Origin of the sequence: Micromonospora sp. M42 (assembly GCF_000568915.1) — a bacterium.
Taxonomy (GTDB): domain Bacteria; phylum Actinomycetota; class Actinomycetes; order Mycobacteriales; family Micromonosporaceae; genus Micromonospora; species Micromonospora chalcea.
In genome coordinates this window covers 1,530,250-1,547,085 of sequence record NZ_KK037233.1, presented here as the reverse complement: position 1 = coordinate 1,547,085, position 16,836 = coordinate 1,530,250, and the positions used below count along the sequence as shown (strand labels likewise).

Below are 16,836 nucleotides of genomic sequence, written 5' to 3'. Positions count from 1 at the left end.
CGGGAGACACTGACCGGCCTGCCCGCCGTGCACGCGCTGACCACCGACCGGCCGCGCCCGGCGACGCTCACGTTCGACGGCGCCGACGTCCGCCGCACGCTGCCCGGCGACGTGACGGCGGCGCTGCCCGAGCTGTCCCAGCAGGCCGCCGCGACCCCGTTCATGGTGCAGCTGGCCGCCTACGTGGCGCTGCTGCACCGCCTGTCCGGGAGCGACGACGTGGTGGTCGGCATGCCGGTGGCCGGCCGGGACCGGGCCGAGCTGGAACCGCTGCTCGGCATGTTCATGAACATGCTGGTGCTGCGCGTCGACGTGTCTGGCGATCCACCGTTCCTGACCCTCGTCCGCCGGGTCCGCAGGGTCGTGCTCGACGCCTGGGACCACCAGGACATGCCGTTCCAGAAGCTCGTCGAGGAGCTGGCGGTACGGCGCGACCCGGGCGTGCCGCCGCTCTACCAGCTCACGTTCCACCACCTGCCGACCGGCCGGGGCGAGGCGTTCGGCGGCGCCATGGACGACCTGTCGCTGGAGATCGCCGGGGACGAGCTGCGGCTGGAGTACCGCACCGCGCTGTTCGAGCGCGCCGCGATGGAGGCGTTCGCGGACCGCTACCTGCTGCTGTTCGCCGCCGCGGTGGCGGCGCCCCGGACCCGGGTGAGCGCGCTGCCGGTCATGCCGGACACCGAGCACGCGGCGGTCGTGACCGGCTGGAACGCCACCGCCGCCCCGGTGCGCCGGACCACGCTGGCGGAGCTGTTCGACGCCCAGGCCCGGCGCACGCCGGACGCGGTCGCGCTGGTCGACGGCGACACCCGGATGACGTACGCGCAGTTGTCCGACGCCGCCGAGCAGGTGGCGTCGCGGCTGGTAGCGCACGGCGTGGGACCGGAGTCGGTGGTCGCGATCCACGAGCCCCGCTCCCGCCGCCTGATCGCCGGGCTGCTCGGCATCCACCGGGCCGGCGCGGCGTACCTGCCGCTGGACCCGGACCACCCGCCGCAGCGGCTGGCCTTCATGCTCGCCGACGCCGGCGCCGGGGTGCTGCTGGCCGACGAGCTGCCGGACGGGCTGACCGTCCCGGGCACCGTGCTGCCGCTGACCGCGCCGGACCGGCCGAGCGCCGCCGGGGGCACTGCCGCCGGGCCGGGGAACGCGGCGTACGTGATCTACACGTCGGGCTCCACCGGACGGCCGAAGGGCGTGGTCAACGAGCACGCCGCGATCGTCAACCGGCTGGACTGGATGCAGGACGCCTTCGCGCTCGGACCGGACGACGCGGTGCTGCACAAGACACCGATCGGGTTCGACGTGTCGGTGTGGGAGGTGTTCTGGCCGCTGCTCGTGGGCGCGCGGCTGGTGCTCGCCGCGCCGGGCGGGCACCGCGACCCGGCGTACCTGCGGGAGCTGATCGAGCGGGAGCGGGTCACCACGGTCCACTTCGTGCCGTCGATGCTCGACGCGTTCCTGTCCACGGCCGCCCCGGCCGGCCCGGCCCGCTGCGGGTCGCTGCGGCGGATCGTGTGCAGCGGCGAGGAACTGCCCGCCGACCTGGCCCGCCGCGCCGTGGCCGCGATCCCGTCCGCGGCGCTGCACAACCTGTACGGGCCCACCGAGGCGGCGATCGACGTCACCGCCTGGCCGGCCACCCCCGACGCGCTGACCGGCGTGACCCGGGTGCCGATCGGCGGGCCGATCCGCAACGTGCGGACCTACGTGCTCGACGAGGCGATGCGCCCGGTGCCGGTCGGCGTGGCCGGGCAGCTGCACCTCGGCGGCGTGCAGGTGGCCCGCGGCTACCTGAACCGCCCCGGACTCACCGCGGGCGCGTTCGTCCCCGACCCGTTCGGCGAGCCCGGCGGCCGGCTGTACGCCACCGGCGACCTGGCCCGCTGGCGTACCGACGGGACGCTGGAGTTCCTCGGCCGCATCGACGACCAGGTGAAACTGCGGGGCCTGCGGATCGAGCTGGGGGAGATCGCCGCGGTGCTGCGCGAACAGCCCGGCGTCGGCTCCGCGGCCGTCGTCGTGCGCGGCGCCACGCCCGCCGAGCAGCGTCTCGTGGCGTACCTGACGGGGGAGGCCCCGGACCCGGCGGAGCTGCGGGCGGCGCTGAAACGGCGGCTGCCCGAGTACATGGTGCCGTCGGCGTTCGTGACGCTCGACGCGCTGCCGCTGTCCGCCAACGGCAAACTCGACACCGCCGCGCTGCCCGCACCCTCGTCCGGCGTCGCCGCCGCGCAGCGCCGTCCCCCGGTGACCCCGGTCGAGCAGACGGTTGCCGCCACCTGGCGCGACGTGCTCGGCGTGCCCGAGGTCGGCCTGGACGACGACTTCTTCGAGCTGGGCGGTCACTCGCTGCTGGCGATCCGGATGCTGGCGCTGCTGCGCGAGGCGTACGGGCAGGTCGACGTCGGCGTGATGGACGTTTTCGCGCACCCGACGGTGCAGGGGCTGGCCGCGCTGATCGACGCCCCGGCGGACCAGGAGCGGCAGCGCCCGCTGCTGTACGAGCTGACCCGGCCGGTCCCGGCGGACCAGCGGGTGCGCTCGTACGTGTGCGTGCCCTACGGCGGCGGGCTCGCCAGCATCTACCAGCCGCTCGCGGACGCGCTGCCGGCCGGGCACACGCTGTTCTCCGTGGCGATCCCCGGCCACGACGTCGGCGTCCGCGACACCGAGCTGCCCTTCGACGAGCTGGTCGAGCGGTGCGTGGCCGAGATCCAGGAGCGGGTGGACGGCCCGCTGGTCCTGTACGGCCACTGCGTCGGCGGCGCGCTGTTGACCGGCATCGCCCGGCGGCTGCACGAGCGCGGACGTCCCATCGAGGCGATCTACGCCGGGGGCGTGTTCCCGACCGCCCGCCCGGACAACATGCTCGGCCGGCTCGTCGACTGGGCCGACTCCCGGGGCGCGGACCGGCGGTACGAGACGTTCCTGCGCTCGATCGGCGCGGAACTGGCCGACCTGGACCCGGCGCAGGTCGACCGGTTCGTGCACCACGTACGGCGGGAGGCCGCCGAGGCGCAGGAGCGGTTCACCGAGTGGCTGGACGGCGACCCGGTCCGGGTGCCCGCACCGGTGATCTCCGTCGTCGGCACCCACGACGTGCTCACCGAGTACTACGAGGAGCGGTACCGCGAGTGGAGCTTCCTCGGCGAGTCCACAGCGCTCGTGGTGCTGGACGAGGCCGGGCACTACTTCGTCAAGCAGCGGGCCGAGGCGCTCGCCGAGGTGCTCACCCGCACCCATCCCCGGCTCGCCGAGCCGTCCGCCGCGCCGTCCGCCGCGCCACGACAGCTCGCCGGTGACGGCTGGGCACTGGCGGCCACCAGCACCGATCCGGTCACCGCCGAGACCGGCGTGCAACCGGGCGTACGCCGGTTCCTGGCGATCACCGCCAGCCAGCTCATCTCGTCGACCGGGTCGGCGCTGACCCAGTGGGCGGTGCCGGTCTGGGTCTACCTGGAGACCGGCTCGATGCTGTGGTTCGGCCTGTCCGGGGTGATCGCGTACCTGCCGGCGCTGCTGACGCTGCCGGTCGCCGGCGCGGTCGCGGACCGGTTCGACAGGCGCCGGGTGCTGCTGGCCGCGTGCGCGACGGCGGTGACAGCGGAGGCGCTGCTGGCGCTGCTGCTGTGGACCGACCGGCTGGGGCTGGCGGCCGTCTACACGCTCGTGTGCGTGCTCGGCGCGGCGTCGGTGTTCCAACGCATCACCTACCTGGCCGCGATCCCACAGGTGGTGCCGAAGCGCTATCTGGGGCACGCCAACGGCATCGCGCAGCTCGCGGTCGGGCTCAGCTCGCTCGCGGTGCCGCTGCTGGCTGCGGGTCTGCTGGCCGCGATCGGCCTGGCCGGCGTCCTGGTCATCGACATCGTCAGCTACGTGGTGGCGATCGGTGTGCTGGCCGCCGTGCGGTTCCCCGACCTGCTCGGCCGGCGGCGCAAGGAGCCGTTCCTGGCGGAGCTGATCGGCGGCGCGCGGATGACGTGGGCCGAGCCGGGCTTCCGGGCCATGCTGGGCTTCTTCTCGCTCTACAACCTGTGCCTGGCGAGCCTGCTGCTGGTGCCGCCGATGGTGCTCGCGTTCGGCACGATGGGCCAGGTCGGCACCGTGGCGTTCGCCGAGGCGCTCGGCGCCGTCCTCGGCGGACTCGCCATCGCGGTGTGGGGCGGCCCGACCCGGCGCCGGATGCCCGCGCTGATCGCCATCGCGTTCGGCGTGGCGGTCAGCCTGGTGCTCAGCGGCGTCCGGCCGAGCCTGCTGCTGGTGGCGCTCGGCAGCTTCGGCGTGGGGCTGGGCCTGGGCCTGCACAACGGCATCTACCTGTCGATCATCCAGGTGAAGGTGCCGCAGCGGTTCCACGGCCGGGTGCTGGCGATCATCCAGACGCTGACCTGGGCGACGCTGCCGCTGGGCTTCGCCGTGCTGGTGCCGCTGAGCGGGTCGCTGCTGGAACCGATGTTCGCCCCCGGCGGCGCGCTGGCCGGCAGCGTCGGCGCGCTGATCGGCACCGGCCCCGGCCGGGGACTCGGGTTCGCGTTCGTGGTGTCCGGGCTGGCCCTGGCCGTGGTGGCGCTCGGCGCCTACGGCGTACGCCGGCTGCGCCGGTTCGACACCGAGACCCCCGACGCGCCGGCGGACGCCACCGAGTGGCTACCGCACCTGCGCCGGGTCGACGATCTGTAGCCGCAGTTCCGAGGCGTACGCCCGGCCGGCCCCGTCGGTCAGCCAGGCGTCGTCCGGGCCGGGCAGCAGCTCGGTGACGGTGAGCCCGACGCCGTCGCCGCCCTTGGCGTGCGCGCCGCGCAGCAGCGTGCACAGCAGCCGGGTATAGACGCCGCTGGTCAGGTCCACATAGCTGGGTTTGAGTTCGGTGTCGACCCGCACGAAGATCCGCTCGGGCAGGCCGAGCGCGAGCCGCCAGCGCCGTACCGCGAGGTAGCGTTCCCGCTCGCCCTTGACCGTGTGCAGGCCGGTCTCGCCCACAGTGGTGCGCCACGTCTCGCGGACCAGCACCAGGTCGTCGACGGTGACGCGCGGCGTGCGCCCGGCGTTGCCGGCCAGCTTCCACGTGTCGAACACCTGGTAGTCGAACAGCGGCGCGAACACCTCCAGCAGCGGCCACCGCCGCCCGTCGTCGGCGTGCGCGGAAAGAGTGCCGTCGTCGTCCGGCCGCACGGTCAGGGTCGTGATCGGCACGAGGCGGTCCGGGTCGGCGCCGGGCGCGTCGACGAACCCGAGCTGAGCGTCGGCGGGCCCGTGCAGCCACTCCGCGATCCGGGCGGTGTGCCGGGGCCAGTCCACCGGCGGCAGCAGCCGGACCCGGCCGCCGGGCAGGTCGGCGCGCATCCCGTCGCGCAGCCGCTGCGGGTCCGGGTGCCCGTACGCGAAGAAGTGCGTGTCGAACGCGGCCAGCGCCACGTGCAGCTCGCCGAGCACGACTGTGAAGTCGCCGCGCAGCAGCGCCGCCTCGTCCGGCGCGCACACGTGCACGTCCGGGCTGTGGATGCGGGCGGCGGCCCAGCCGGGCGCGTCGGCGGGGAACGCGGCGGCGACCCGCTCGGTCAGCGCGGCGGCGTCGAACCGCAGCTCCCGGGCGTCGGAGTCGGCGTCGGCCAGGCCGAGCACCGTCGACCACCGGGCCAGGAACTCGGCGGTGACGGCGGCGGCGGGCGGGTCCGCCCCGAACACCACCGCCTGCGCCAGGAACCACAGGTCGGCCACCGGCACGTCCGCGGTGGCCGACTCCGCCGCCAGGTCGCGGTACAGGGCGGCCAGCGCGTCGGCGTACGCCTGCCCGATCGCCGCGGTCAGCCACCGCACCGACAGCAGCAGCGGTTCCAGCGGCGCGAGCCGTGCCAGCAGCGCGTCACCGAAGCGGACGTCCAGGTCGCGGACCGTCTCCAGGTGGCACAGCGTGCGCCCGGCGTACACCTCGCCGGGCTGCTGCCGCGCCTCCCGGCCGGTCAGCTCCACGAACCGCCGGTCCAGCGCGGACATCGCCGCGGCCAGCGCGTCCGGGCCGTCGGCGGCGGCCACCGCGTCGCGCAGGTCGCTCACCGTGGCGAGGTCGCCGAGCACCCGCTCGCGGACCGTGTCGTCGCCGATCGCGGCGAGCTGCTCGCGCAACGCGTCCTCGGCGGTGAGGTCGACCGGCAGGTCGAAGCCGATCCGCAGCACGCCGCGCCCGGCCAGGTCGTCGAGCTGCGCGTGCACGTCAGCGGCCCGGCGGAAGCCGCTCGCCGGGTCCGCGAGCAGCGCGGCGACCAGGTCGGCCACGCGCGGTCCGCGCCGCGCCAGCGTGAGCAGCGCGGCGGTCGCCGCCGGGAGCGTCTGCGGTGGATGGTGCGGGCGCCGCAGCACCCGGTCGCGCAGGCTCAGGTGCGGGGCCAGCCGCACCGGCAGCCAGTCCCGCACGCCTGGTACGCGGGTGAAGGCCTCCGCGAGCGCGTCCAGGCCCCACCGCTCCAGGAACACCTTCCGGGTACGCGTCAACGCCGCGCCGGGACGCACCGTCGCGATCGGACCGCTGCCGCCCAGCTCGGTCCAGCAGATCGGGCCGAAGAAGCCCACCGTGTCGTTCTTCAGGCAGTACCGCTGCCAGTACTTCGCGACGACCTCCTCCCGGTGCCGCCGGCGCAGGTTGCGCGGGGCGTGCGGGCCGTCGCGCCGGATCGCGTCGACGGCGAGCAGGACCGCAGGGTTCTGCCAGGTCAGCGCCGTACGGAAGGCGTCGTCGCAGGCGATGCCGTAGACCGTCTGCCCGAGGTCGGCCGCGGCGGCGTCGAACGCCGCAGCGAACTCCGCGGCGTCGCCGTCCCCGCGCAGGTGCCGGTCGGCCGCCTCCGCGAGCGCCGGAGCGGCGAACCGGCTCATCCCGCCGGCCGGAAAACCGGCCGACCGGAGCAACGCGGAACGCCATACGTGCCAACGGGTTCCGGGCAGGGACGTGAGATGCTCTCGGGGCATGGGGGAATGGTAAGCAGCGGCGGATCTGCGGCGGGACGGTCGAGCATGAGCTTCGGGCTGGTGTCCTTCGGTGAGGCGCTCGGCGACCCGGCGCCCGTCGCCGACGTGGTGGCGCAGTACACCGACGACGTCAACCGCGTCCTCGGCTACGGCTACCGGCGGGTGCACCGCGCCGCGCCGGACGTCGGCCTGACCGACCTCGCCGAGCGGGCCGCCCGCCGCGCCTTGGACGCCGCCACGCTGCCCGCCGCGCGGGTGGACCTGCTGGTGCTCGCCGTCACCGACCTCACCGAACACCTCTACTGGGACGCCGCCGCCGACCTGGCGTACCGGCTCGGCGCGGCCGGCGCCGAAGCGGTGCTGCTCACCCAGGCGTGCACCACCGGCGTGCTCAGCCTCGACACCGTCGCCGGCAAGTTCGCCACCCACCCGGAGTACGACACCGCGCTCGTGATCGCGGCCAACCGGACCTGCGAGGCGTACTGGAACCGGATGGAGACCCAGCCGATGGTGTTCTCCGACGGCGCCGTGGCCACAGTGGCCCGGCGCGGGCACCCCCGGCTGCGCTGGCAGGTCACCGAGGCCGCCACCGACGGCCGCTACGCCGGGTTCTACCGGCTCGACGGCGGTGGCGCCGCGGCGCCGTTCGCACCCGGCGCCGAGCCGCCGGCCGCCCGCGACGTGTGGCACGTGATGGAGTTCTTCGACTACGACCCCGAGCAGTTCGCGCAGTACGCCCGCCACCTCGACGAGCGGATGGTGCGGGTCACCGAACGCGCCTGCGAGCGGGCCGGCGTCACCGTCGCCGACCTGGCGCGGCTGATCCTGGTCGCCGACAACGAACGCGCCATGACGTCGCTCGCCGAGGCCCACAAGGTGCCGCCGGAGCGGACCAACCGGGCACTGGCGGCCGAGTACGGGCATCTCGGCGCGGCTGACCAACTGTTCGGGCTGAGCCGCCTGCTCGACGCCGGTGAGCTGCACGAGGGCGACCGGGTCGCGTTGATCTCGTTGGGCCGGGGCACCCACTGGGCCTGTACGATCATCGAGGTATGAGCATGTCCAGCCGGCTGGTGCGGCTCGTCGCCGACGTGCTGGAACTGCCCGTCGACCAGGTCGACGCGCAGACCGGCCCCGCGACCACCGCCGCGTGGGTGAGCCTGCGTCACCTCCAGATCGTCGTGGCCGTCGAGGACGCGTACCGGATCTCGCTGACGCCCCGGGAGATCCGGACCGTGCGGTCGGTGGGCGACCTGCGCGCGCTGCTCGCCCAGCGGGGCGTGCCGGAGTGAGCGCCGCGCCGGCCCCGCTCGACGACGCCGACCTCGACGCGGGGCTGCTCATCCGCCGCTTCGAGGAGCACCTGCTGCGCCTGTACGCCGACGGTCACCTCGCCGGCACCACGCACACCTGCCTCGGCCAGGAGTACGTCCCGGTCGCGCTGGCCCCGCTGCTGACCGGGGACTTCGTGTTCAGCAACCACCGCGGCCACGGGCACTACCTGGCGCACTGCGGCGACCCGGAGGGCCTGCTGGCGGAACTGCTCGGCCGCGACGGCGGGGTGTGCCACGGGTACGGCGGCAGCCAGCACCTGCGCCGGGACCGGTTCCTGTCCACCGGCGTGCAGGGGGAGAGCCTGCCCGCCGCTGTCGGCGTGGGACTGCACCTCAACCGCACCGGGCAGGACGCGATCGTGGTGGCGTACATCGGCGACGGGACCTGGGGCGAGGGTGCTGTCTACGAGGCGCTGAACATGGCCGCGCTGTGGCGGGTGCCGCTGCTCGTCGTGGTCGAGCACAACCGGATCGCCCAGTCCACCCCGACCACCGCGCAGCTCGCCGGCACCATCGCGGGCCGGGTCGCCGGGTTCGGCATCACCGTCAGCGAGTCCGGCTCGTTCGACCTCACCGAGGTACGCGCCGCCGCCGCGCCGCACGTCGAGCGGGTCCGCGCCACCCGGACGCCGCACGTGCTCGTGCAGCACACGGTCCGGCTCGGCCCGCACAGCAAGGGCGACGACACCCGGCCCGCCGACGAACTCGACCGGCTGCGCCGCCTCGACTGGCTCCAGCGGTACGCCGAGGCGTACCCGGAGCGGTTCGCGGCCGCCGACGCGCGGGCCCGGCAGCGGGTCGCGGAGGTCTCGGCCGAGGTGCTGGCCCGGCCGCTCGCGCGTGGAGCGGCGGCGTGACGCGCGCGGAACGGGTGAGCCGCAACCTCAACCGTGCCCTGCACGCGCTGTTCGCCGCCGACGAGCGGGCCTGGCTGCTGGGGGAGGACGTCGCCGACCCGTACGGCGGGGCGTTCAAGGTGACCCAGGGCCTCGCCACCGCCTACCCCGACCGGGTGCTGTCGACGCCGCTGAGCGAGAACGGCATCACCGGCGTCGCGGGTGGCCTGGCGCTGTGCGGCGACACAGTGATCGTCGAGATCATGTTCGGGGACTTCGCCGGTCTCGCCTTCGACCCGATCCTCAACCTGATCACCAAGTCCGTCGCCATGTACGGCGAGCGCACCCCGATGCGGGTGGTGATCCGCTGCCCGGTCGGCGGCGGGCGCGGCTACGGCGCGACGCACAGCCAGAGCCCGCAGAAACACTTCATCGGCATCCCGCACCTCGCGCTGTACGAGCTGTCCCCGCTGCACGACGCGGCCGACGTGCTGGCCGCCGCGCTGCGCCGCGACGAACCGGCGATGCTGTTCGAGGACAAGATCCTCTACACCCAGCGGCGGTACGTGGACGGCCGCGTCGACGACCGCCTCGCCTTCGAGTCGCGCGGCGCGGACGGCAACTGGGCCCGCGTCCACGACCCGGACGCCACCGGCGCGCCGACGCTCGTCATCGCGCCGGGCGGGGTCGCCAACCGGGCGATCGCCGCCGCCACTCGGGCCGCCGAGCGGGGACGTACGGTCGAGGTGCTGGTCCCGGCACGGCTCTACCCGGTGGACGTGGACGGCCTGCGCGACCTGCTCGCCGGCGCGCACGGCGTGATCGTCGCCGAGGAGAGCACCGCGGGCGGCACGTGGGGGAGCGAGGTCGCGGCCCGCCTGCACGCCGAGGCGTGGCCGCTGCTGCGCGGCCCGGTCGAGCTGGTCAGCTCCGCCGACCGGGTCATCCCGTCCGCGCCGCACCTGGAACAGGCGGTGCTGCTCGGCACCGACGCGATCCTGGACCGGATCATGCGCCTGCCCGCCGCGCCGGTGGCGACCGGCTACCGGGGCGGACCGGCTGACGCCCCGGCGACTCCGGCCGGCGTGTCTCCGGGCGTGCCCGGCGCGGTTCCGGTTCCGCGCACCGACCCGTCACCCGTCGATCCGCCGCCCTCCGCTCCGACGACGGCGGCGCAGGCGGGCGTCCCGGTGGACGTACCGCGGCTCAACCCCAACGACGACAGCTACGTGCTGCTGGAATGGCTGGTCGCGGACGGCGCCACGGTGGAGGCCGGCGAGCCGGTCGCGGCGGTCGAGACGTCCAAGGCGATCGAGGAACTCGCGGCGACGCGGGCCGGCGTGCTGCGTCAGGACGTGGCAGCCGGCGCCGACTGCGCCCCGGGCGCTCCCATCGGCCGGATCCTGCCCGAGTCGGCCGTGCCCGCCCCGCCAGAGCCGCTGGGCTCGCCCGCTGCGGCGTACCCGGAGCAGGTGGAGGCCGTGGGGACGCGGACGGCGACGCCGGGACGGCCGCTGCCACCGGCGCAGCGCCGCATCGCCGACGTGGTGTCCACCTCGCACCGGGAGATCCCGGTGGCCTTCACCGCCGTGCGCGTCGACGTGACGGCAGCGCTCGCCTATGCCCGCCGCGCCGCCGACGAGACCGGCGCCACGGTCGGCCTGACCGAGGTCGTCATCGCCGCCGTGGCCGCGCTGCACGAGCGGTTCGGTGCCCTCTACGCCCGGCTCACCGGCGACGGGCTGGTGGTCGACGCGGAAGCGCCGTCGATCGGGCTCACCGTGGACGTCGGCACCGGACTGTTCCTGCCGGTGATCCGCGACGCGGCCGGACTGGACCTCGGCGACCTCGCTGACGCCGTGGTCGCGCTGCGGATGAAGGCGCTGCGCGGCCGGCTCCGCGAGGAGGACATGGCCGGCATGAACTTCCTGGTCGCGCTCAACGACACACCCGGCGTCACGGTGTCCCGGCCGATCATCCCGCCCGGCGTCACCTGCGCCCTCTCGGTGCCGGACGTGCACCGCGAGGTCGTGCTCGACGGCGACGGCGGGGTACGCGAGCGGGCGGTGGCGGACCTGGGGCTGGCGTACGACCACCGGCTCGTGAACGGGGCGCAGGCCGGGGCGTACCTGGCCGCGCTCGGCGAGGTGCTGCAACGCTGACCGGCACCCCGGATCGGCCGCCGTGCGGTCGTCGCAGCCGCTTCGTCCCCGTCCGGCGCCGGCAGCGACGTCGGCCCCGGCGGCGTGCCGCACCGGTGGGCAGGCGCGTGACCTGCGTTACCTCTCGCCGAGACGGGAATGTGATCACCGGGGGCGCATTTGACTCACTGTGTGAGTGCCGCACCCTCCCGCGCCCGGTCGCACGACCGGGCCGGGACGCCCCAGACGACCGATGCCACCCCGACGCCCACCCCGGGTGACCTGATGAGCCGCAGCCAGCGCCTGAGGCTCGTGCTCGTCCTCGGCTCGCTGATCGCCGTGGGTCCGCTGACCATCGACATGTACCTGCCCGCGCTGCCCGCGATCGTGGCGGACTTCGCGACCACGTCGGCGGCGGTGCAGTTGACGCTCACCGGGACGCTCGCCGGGCTCGCCGTCGGCCAGTTGCTGATCGGGCCGCTGTCGGACGCGGTCGGGCGGCGCCGTCCGCTGATCGCCGGTCTGCTGCTGCACATCGTGGCGTCGGCGCTGTGCGTCGTCGCCCCGAACGTCGCCGTCCTGGGCGTCCTGCGGGTCGTGCAGGGCCTCGGCGTCGCCGCGACCGCAGTGGTCGCGATGGCGGTGGTGCGCGACCTGTTCAGCGGGTCGGCGTTCGCCACCATGCTGTCCCGGCTGCTGCTGGTGATGGGCGCGGCGCCGGTCCTCGCCCCGACGCTCGGCGGTGGTGTGCTGCGGTGGACGGACTGGCGTGGCGTGTTCGTGGTCCTGGCCGTCTTCGGGGTGCTGCTCGTCGTGCTGGCCACGCTCGCGCTGCCGGAGACGCTGCCGCCCGCGCGCCGCCAGCGCGGCGGAGTCGTGGCGACAGTGATGAACTACGGCGGGCTGCTGCGCGACCGCGTCTTCGTCGGCCTGGTCCTGGTGGCCGGCCTGGCCATGGCGGCGCTGTTCGCGTACGTGGCCGGCTCGTCGTTCGTCCTCCAGGACGGGTACGGCCTCAACGAGCAGGAGTTCGGGCTGGCGTTCGGGGCGGGCGCGGTGGGCCTGATCGGCGCGACCCAGTACAACGTGCGGCTGCTGCGCCGCTACTCCTCCCAGTGGATCCTGGTGGCCTCGCTGGCGGGGGGCACGGTGGCCGGGCTGGCGCTGCTGGTGTTCGCCGCGACCGGCTTCGGCGGGCTGCCCGCGCTGCTGGTGTCGCTGTGGTTGGTGCTGGCGGCGGCGGGTCTGGCCATGCCGAACGCCCCGGCGCTGGCCCTGTCCCGCCACGGCGAGGCGGCCGGCACCGCGTCCGCCCTGCTGGGCGCGGTGCAGTTCGGCGTGGGCGCGGTGGCGGCGCCGCTGGTGGGCGTGCTCGGCACCGGCGCGGTGGCGATGGCGCTGGTGGTGGCCGGCGGGATGGTGGCGGCGCTGGCGGTGCTGCTGGTCGTGGTGCGGCCGTCGCAGCTCGCCGGCCTGGAGGCGGATCCGGCGGTCGCGGTCGCGCACTGACGGACCGTCCGGCGCGCGGGATGCGGGCAGCGCCTACGCTGCTGCCATGACCGCCCCGGCCCGCATCCTGGTCGAGGGGATCCACGGGTCCGGCAAGTCGACGCTGGCCGCGCTGCTGGCGCAGCGCTACCGCCTGCCCTGGTATCCGGTGGACGATCTGCTCTGGGAGCCGGGCTGGGTGGAGGTGCCGGTCGCCGAGCAGCGACGGCGGATCGCGGAGATCTGCCGACGTGACCGCTGGATCCTCGACGGCGCCTACCACGGCTGGCGGGACGTGGTGCTCGGCCGCGCCGACCTGGTGATCGGCCTGGACTACCCGCGCGGGGTCTCGTTCCGGCGGCTGCTGCGGCGTACGCGGCAGCGGCTGGCCAGCGGCGAGGAGATCTGCAACGGCAACCGGGAGTCGTGGGGAAGCGTGCTGTCCCTCGACTCGGTGCTGGTGTGGCACGTGACCGGGTTCGGCCGGGCGCGCCGGCGCCTGCGGGCCTGGGCGGCCGACCCGGCCGGACCGCCGGTGCTGCTGTTCACCGACCCGGCCGCCCTCGACGACTGGCTGGCGCGCGGCAGCCGGGTGCCGGACCGGCGCGGGACGTGACTACATCGGAAAACGGCCGCGACGCCACTGCCAGTGGCGGCCGGCCCGCAGGTGGTCGATGACCGCGCGCTGGAGGACGGTGCGGCGGGGCAGCCGGTCCAGCGGCGTGTTCAGGCTGCGGAAGACGAAGCGCAGCACCTCGACGTCGCCGTCCAGCCCGTCCATCTGCTGGTAGGGCTCCAGCGTGAACCGCCGCTGGAACCGGACGATGTTGGAGTCCGCCGGCAGGTATTCGCTCAGTTGTGGGTCGAGCAGCCAGGAGCCACAGGAGAAGGCGGTGTAGCTCTCGTCGGGGAAGTGGCGCGGGAAGAACGCCCGGGCCCGGTCCAGCGACGCGTCGACCGCCGCCGGGGTCAGCGGCCCCGAGTCGGGGATGTGCAGGTCGAGGGCGCCGGTGTCGCCGCGCTGGTGCTGCAGGCGGCCCAGCTCGTAGAGGCCGCCGCGCGCGTGCAGCGTCAGCCATGCCTGCATGACCGGCCAGCCCTCACCGTGCATCCGCCGGTCGACGGCGAGGTTGTTGCCCAGGTCGGCGAGCGTCGCCCAGGAAACCTCGTCGGGCACGCCGTGGTCGGCGTGGTACGCCCGGACGACGTTGACCAGTGCCAGGTACGCGTAGGCGTAGAGGTGCCGCCAGGCCGGTCCCCGGTCGCGGGGCAGCGCCGGGCCCGGCGGCAGCCAGGCGAAGCCGCCGAGGTCGGCCCGGACCAGGGCGATCGAGCGGTCGAGCAGCCAGCGCAGCTCCGGGGTCCACAGTGGGGACTCCGGGTCCGGCCAGCCCGCCATGATCTCGGCGGCGTCGTCGGGGCGCACCGCGAGCCGCCGCAGCAGCGCGGGCGCGTCCGCCCGGGCGGGCAGCGGCGCGGAAGGCCGGTCGCCGGCGAGCCGGCGCACCCGGTCGATCTCCTCGGCGGGCACGCCGAGCCGGCCGGCGACGTCGTCCACGTCCATGGGGACGACGCTACCGGCCGGCGCGCGCGCCGACAGCCCCGTGCGGCGTCAGCGCCGTTGCTGACACGGCACGCAGAAGCGGGCCGCGGGCCGGATCTCCAGGCGGGCGGTCGGGATGTCCTGGCCACAGCGCTCGCAGACGCCGTACGTGCCGTCGGACATGCGCTTGAGCGCCTGGGCGGTGTCCGCGACGCCCTGGCGCGCGGCCTCGATCAGCCGGCGCAGGGTGTCCGGGTCGTGACCGCCGTGGTCGGGCTGCCGCGTGTGCAGCGTCAGCTCGGTGAGCTGGTCGGTGTACTCGTTGAACTGCCGGTCCAGCAGTTCCCGCAGGGTGTCCGTGCGGTCGTTCAGGGCGTGCGTCATGATCAGGCGCTCCTTTCCGGGCGGCGCTGGGTGTCGTGCGGGTGGCGCAGGGCCGAGACAGCGGCCATGCCGGCGCCGGTCAGGGCGGCGGTCCGGGGTGAGGCGGCGCGGTGGACGGCGGCGCCGAGCCTCGCGACCAGGCGCGCGGTCACGTCCGGCCGGGTCGCGCCGTCGCCGATGACGATCGCGCCGCGGGCCAGGGCGGTGCGGACCAGGGGCCGCAGCGCCGGGTCCTGCCGCAGCTCACGGACCAGCCGGGCGGCGGCGTCGGCGAGCATGCCGGCGGTCGTCGCGTGGTTCAGGTCGCGGGTGCCGACCTCGGCGCGGCGGGCGGCGACGACCCGGCCGTCCTCCAGCAGCGCCACCTCGGTGAGCTGCGCGCCGATGTCGGCGAGCAGCAGGGTGCCGGCGGCGGCGCCGGCGCCGATGGCGCCCGCCCGGACGCTGTCGAGGAACAGCAGCCGGGACGGCGCGAGGACGGCGGCGAGCACGCGGCGCGTCGCCTCCTGCTCGGCCGGCGCGGCCAGCACCGGCCGGCAGGCGACCACGAGCGCGCCGACCGGCACCGACGCGCGGTGGTCACGCAGGATGCGTCGCAGCTCGGTGACGCAGGCCGGACCGTCCACGATCCGTCCGCGCCGCACGACCGGGCTGCGCAGGCCGTGACCGAGCGGGACGCTCAGCGTCCGGCCCGGACCCAGCCAGATCCGCAGCAGGCTGCTGCCGAGGTCCACGGCGATCGGCGCCGCGTCGGCGCCCACCGGCGGGCGGGTGGTGTGGGAGCGGCCGATCAGCAGACCGGTACGCGCCGGAGAACGGACGACGGTGACGGGATGCGGCATACCGACCTCTTTCGGATCAGGTGCCCAACCGGGCGGTGGACGGTGCGGGGGAGGGGCGTGGCCGGGGGCCGGGGCCGGATTCGCTCGACGGCGCCGGCGGCCGGGGCTCAGGCGCGCCGCGGGTCGCCGCTCGCGGACCGGGACGCGACGAAACCGGCGAACACCGGTGGTGAGGCCATCGACGTGCGGGTCATGGTCACCACCTCCTCGCTACTCGGGTACCGCCTCGGACCTCCAGCTTCGCCCGGAATGCGGCGCCCGGCATTGCGCACGACCGGCCAACAAAGGGCCGAATGATTGCCGGTCACTGGACAACCGGTCCGGGCACCCCCCGGAGCTATGGTTGACCCGAGGAGGTTGACGTGATCATCGAACGCACGATCCTCCCCGGCATCGGGGTCCGGCACACGCTGACCACCGACGAGGGCCGCCGCATCGGAGTGATCGACTACCAGACCGGCGGCCGGCGCGACATCGTCCACGACGACCCGGACGACCCGGACCGGATGGTGGCTCTCAGCCTCACCCGCGACGAGGCGTCGGCCCTGGCGAACCTGCTCGGCTTCCCGGAACTGGTGGCCGTTCCCGCCTGAGCGTCACGCCGGCAGCGGCCTGAGCGTCACGCCGGCAGCGGCTTGCGCGGCCAGTCCAGCGCCCGCGCGCCGAGGACGGCGGCGTGCAACGTGAACCGGTCCCGTGCGTCGGCGGGGTCGTACCCGCTCAGCGCCCGGACCCGGGCCAGCCGGTAGGTGACGGTGCGGACGGAGACGTGCAGCCGCCGGGCCGCCTCGGTGCTCACCTCGCCGCAGGCGAAGTACTCGTTCAGCGTGTCCAGCAGCGGCTCGGCGCCGCCGCGCGCCTGGGCCAGTGGCGTCAGCACCGCCCGGACGAGGTCCACCATGGCCGGCTGGTCGCGCAGCAGCACGCGGTAGATGAGCAGGTCGTGCGCGTCGATCACGGACGTCTCGGAGTGCAGCCGCCGCGCCGTGGTCAGCGCCTCCCGCGCCTCCTCGTAGGAGCGGGCGATGCCGTACACGCCGGGGTGCGGGCGGCCCACCGCCACCTGCCACGGCCGGCCCCGCACCAGGCGGTCCAGCTCGCCGTGCATCAGCGTGCCCAGGTTGCCGGCCGGCCCGCGGCCCCGGTCGGTGGCCACCGGGTCGGCCGGGGCGATCACCACGAGCAGCCCCTCCTTCGTGGCCACCAGCACGTCCCGGTCGCCCAGCCGGTCGAACACGGCCCGTTCCAGCGCGCTGATCGCCGCCTCCGTGTCCGGCAGGCGGCGAACGGGCGCGG

13 protein-coding genes are annotated in these 16,836 nt (G+C 75.2%); 8 read left to right on the top strand and 5 right to left on the bottom strand.

Annotated features, from left to right (window positions below; translation table 11 throughout):
• The coding region (locus tag MCBG_RS06875) for a non-ribosomal peptide synthetase/MFS transporter (RefSeq protein ID WP_043324771.1) at positions 1-4,689 on the top strand (4,689 nt) is incomplete at its 5' end.
• Here the strand turns inward: MCBG_RS06875 and MCBG_RS06870 are convergent.
• On the bottom strand, positions 4,657-6,972 hold the full coding sequence (locus MCBG_RS06870) for a lantibiotic dehydratase (protein WP_043324770.1): 2,316 nt from the start codon (positions 6,970-6,972) through the stop codon (positions 4,657-4,659). The genes MCBG_RS06875 and MCBG_RS06870 overlap by 33 nt on opposite strands.
• A 45-nt stretch (positions 6,973-7,017) precedes the next feature.
• On the opposite strand from MCBG_RS06870, the gene MCBG_RS06865 reads away from it, so the two are divergent.
• From MCBG_RS06865 to MCBG_RS06840, 6 genes are all read left to right on the top strand, one after another.
• Positions 7,018-8,028, top strand: coding sequence for a 3-oxoacyl-[acyl-carrier-protein] synthase III C-terminal domain-containing protein (locus MCBG_RS06865; protein WP_043324769.1), 1,011 nt, complete (start codon positions 7,018-7,020; stop codon positions 8,026-8,028).
• Positions 8,025-8,264, top strand: coding sequence for an acyl carrier protein (locus MCBG_RS06860; RefSeq protein WP_223201113.1), 240 nt, complete (start codon positions 8,025-8,027; stop codon positions 8,262-8,264). Before MCBG_RS06865 ends, MCBG_RS06860 begins: the two co-directional genes overlap by 4 nt.
• The gene (locus MCBG_RS06855; protein WP_043324767.1) at positions 8,261-9,163 is read left to right on the top strand and encodes a thiamine pyrophosphate-dependent dehydrogenase E1 component subunit alpha; all 903 of its coding nucleotides are present in this window, start codon (positions 8,261-8,263) and stop codon (positions 9,161-9,163) included. The genes MCBG_RS06860 and MCBG_RS06855 overlap by 4 nt, the downstream gene beginning before the upstream one ends.
• Entirely contained in the window at positions 9,160-11,304 is a 2,145-nt protein-coding gene (locus MCBG_RS06850) for a 2-oxo acid dehydrogenase subunit E2 (RefSeq protein WP_043324766.1), read from the top strand. Before MCBG_RS06855 ends, MCBG_RS06850 begins: the two co-directional genes overlap by 4 nt.
• 264 nt (positions 11,305-11,568) lie before the next feature.
• Positions 11,569-12,792, top strand: coding sequence for a multidrug effflux MFS transporter (locus tag MCBG_RS06845; protein WP_043324765.1), 1,224 nt, complete (start codon positions 11,569-11,571; stop codon positions 12,790-12,792).
• Between the two features lie 46 nt (positions 12,793-12,838).
• Entirely contained in the window at positions 12,839-13,387 is a 549-nt protein-coding gene (locus MCBG_RS06840; RefSeq protein WP_043324764.1) for a P-loop NTPase family protein, read from the top strand.
• Here MCBG_RS06840 and MCBG_RS06835 read toward each other — a convergent pair whose 3' ends face one another.
• From MCBG_RS06835 to MCBG_RS06825, 3 genes are read right to left on the bottom strand one after another with little or no spacing between them, the layout of a single operon-like run.
• Positions 13,388-14,335 (bottom strand): acyltransferase domain-containing protein, encoded by a 948-nt coding sequence (locus MCBG_RS06835; RefSeq protein ID WP_043324763.1) that lies wholly within the window; start codon positions 14,333-14,335, stop codon positions 13,388-13,390.
• 48 nt (positions 14,336-14,383) lie between these two features.
• On the bottom strand, positions 14,384-14,698 hold the full coding sequence (locus tag MCBG_RS06830) for a TraR/DksA family transcriptional regulator (protein WP_030501973.1): 315 nt from the start codon (positions 14,696-14,698) through the stop codon (positions 14,384-14,386).
• A 2-nt stretch (positions 14,699-14,700) separates the two neighbouring features.
• Positions 14,701-15,540 carry a rod shape-determining protein gene (locus MCBG_RS06825; protein ID WP_043324762.1) on the bottom strand — a complete coding sequence of 280 codons (840 nt, stop codon included), beginning with the start codon at positions 15,538-15,540 and terminating at the stop codon, positions 14,701-14,703.
• Between the two features lie 362 nt (positions 15,541-15,902).
• Between MCBG_RS06825 and MCBG_RS06820 the strand changes: the two genes are divergently transcribed.
• On the top strand, positions 15,903-16,133 hold the full coding sequence (locus MCBG_RS06820; RefSeq protein WP_043324761.1) for a hypothetical protein: 231 nt from the start codon (positions 15,903-15,905) through the stop codon (positions 16,131-16,133).
• Between the two features lie 26 nt (positions 16,134-16,159).
• Here the strand turns inward: MCBG_RS06820 and MCBG_RS06815 are convergent.
• Positions 16,160-16,836, bottom strand: a 677-nt coding sequence (locus tag MCBG_RS06815; RefSeq protein WP_043324760.1) for a PucR family transcriptional regulator, incomplete at its 5' end; no start/stop codon positions are given.

What these genes read in the sequence shown, in the direction of transcription:
- MCBG_RS06835 (WP_043324763.1), bottom strand. Translation starts at nt 14,335, where the DNA reads ATGGACGTGGACGACGTCGCCGGCCGGCTCGGCGTGCCCGCCGAGGAG.
- MCBG_RS06830 (WP_030501973.1), bottom strand. Translation starts at nt 14,698, where the DNA reads ATGACGCACGCCCTGAACGACCGCACGGACACCCTGCGGGAACTGCTG.
- MCBG_RS06845 (WP_043324765.1), top strand. Translation starts at nt 11,569, where the DNA reads ATGAGCCGCAGCCAGCGCCTGAGGCTCGTGCTCGTCCTCGGCTCGCTG.
- MCBG_RS06865 (WP_043324769.1), top strand. Translation starts at nt 7,018, where the DNA reads ATGAGCTTCGGGCTGGTGTCCTTCGGTGAGGCGCTCGGCGACCCGGCG.
- MCBG_RS06840 (WP_043324764.1), top strand. Translation starts at nt 12,839, where the DNA reads ATGACCGCCCCGGCCCGCATCCTGGTCGAGGGGATCCACGGGTCCGGC.
- MCBG_RS06870 (WP_043324770.1), bottom strand. Translation starts at nt 6,972, where the DNA reads ATGCCCCGAGAGCATCTCACGTCCCTGCCCGGAACCCGTTGGCACGTA.
- MCBG_RS06860 (WP_223201113.1), top strand. Translation starts at nt 8,025, where the DNA reads ATGAGCATGTCCAGCCGGCTGGTGCGGCTCGTCGCCGACGTGCTGGAA.
- MCBG_RS06825 (WP_043324762.1), bottom strand. Translation starts at nt 15,540, where the DNA reads ATGCCGCATCCCGTCACCGTCGTCCGTTCTCCGGCGCGTACCGGTCTG.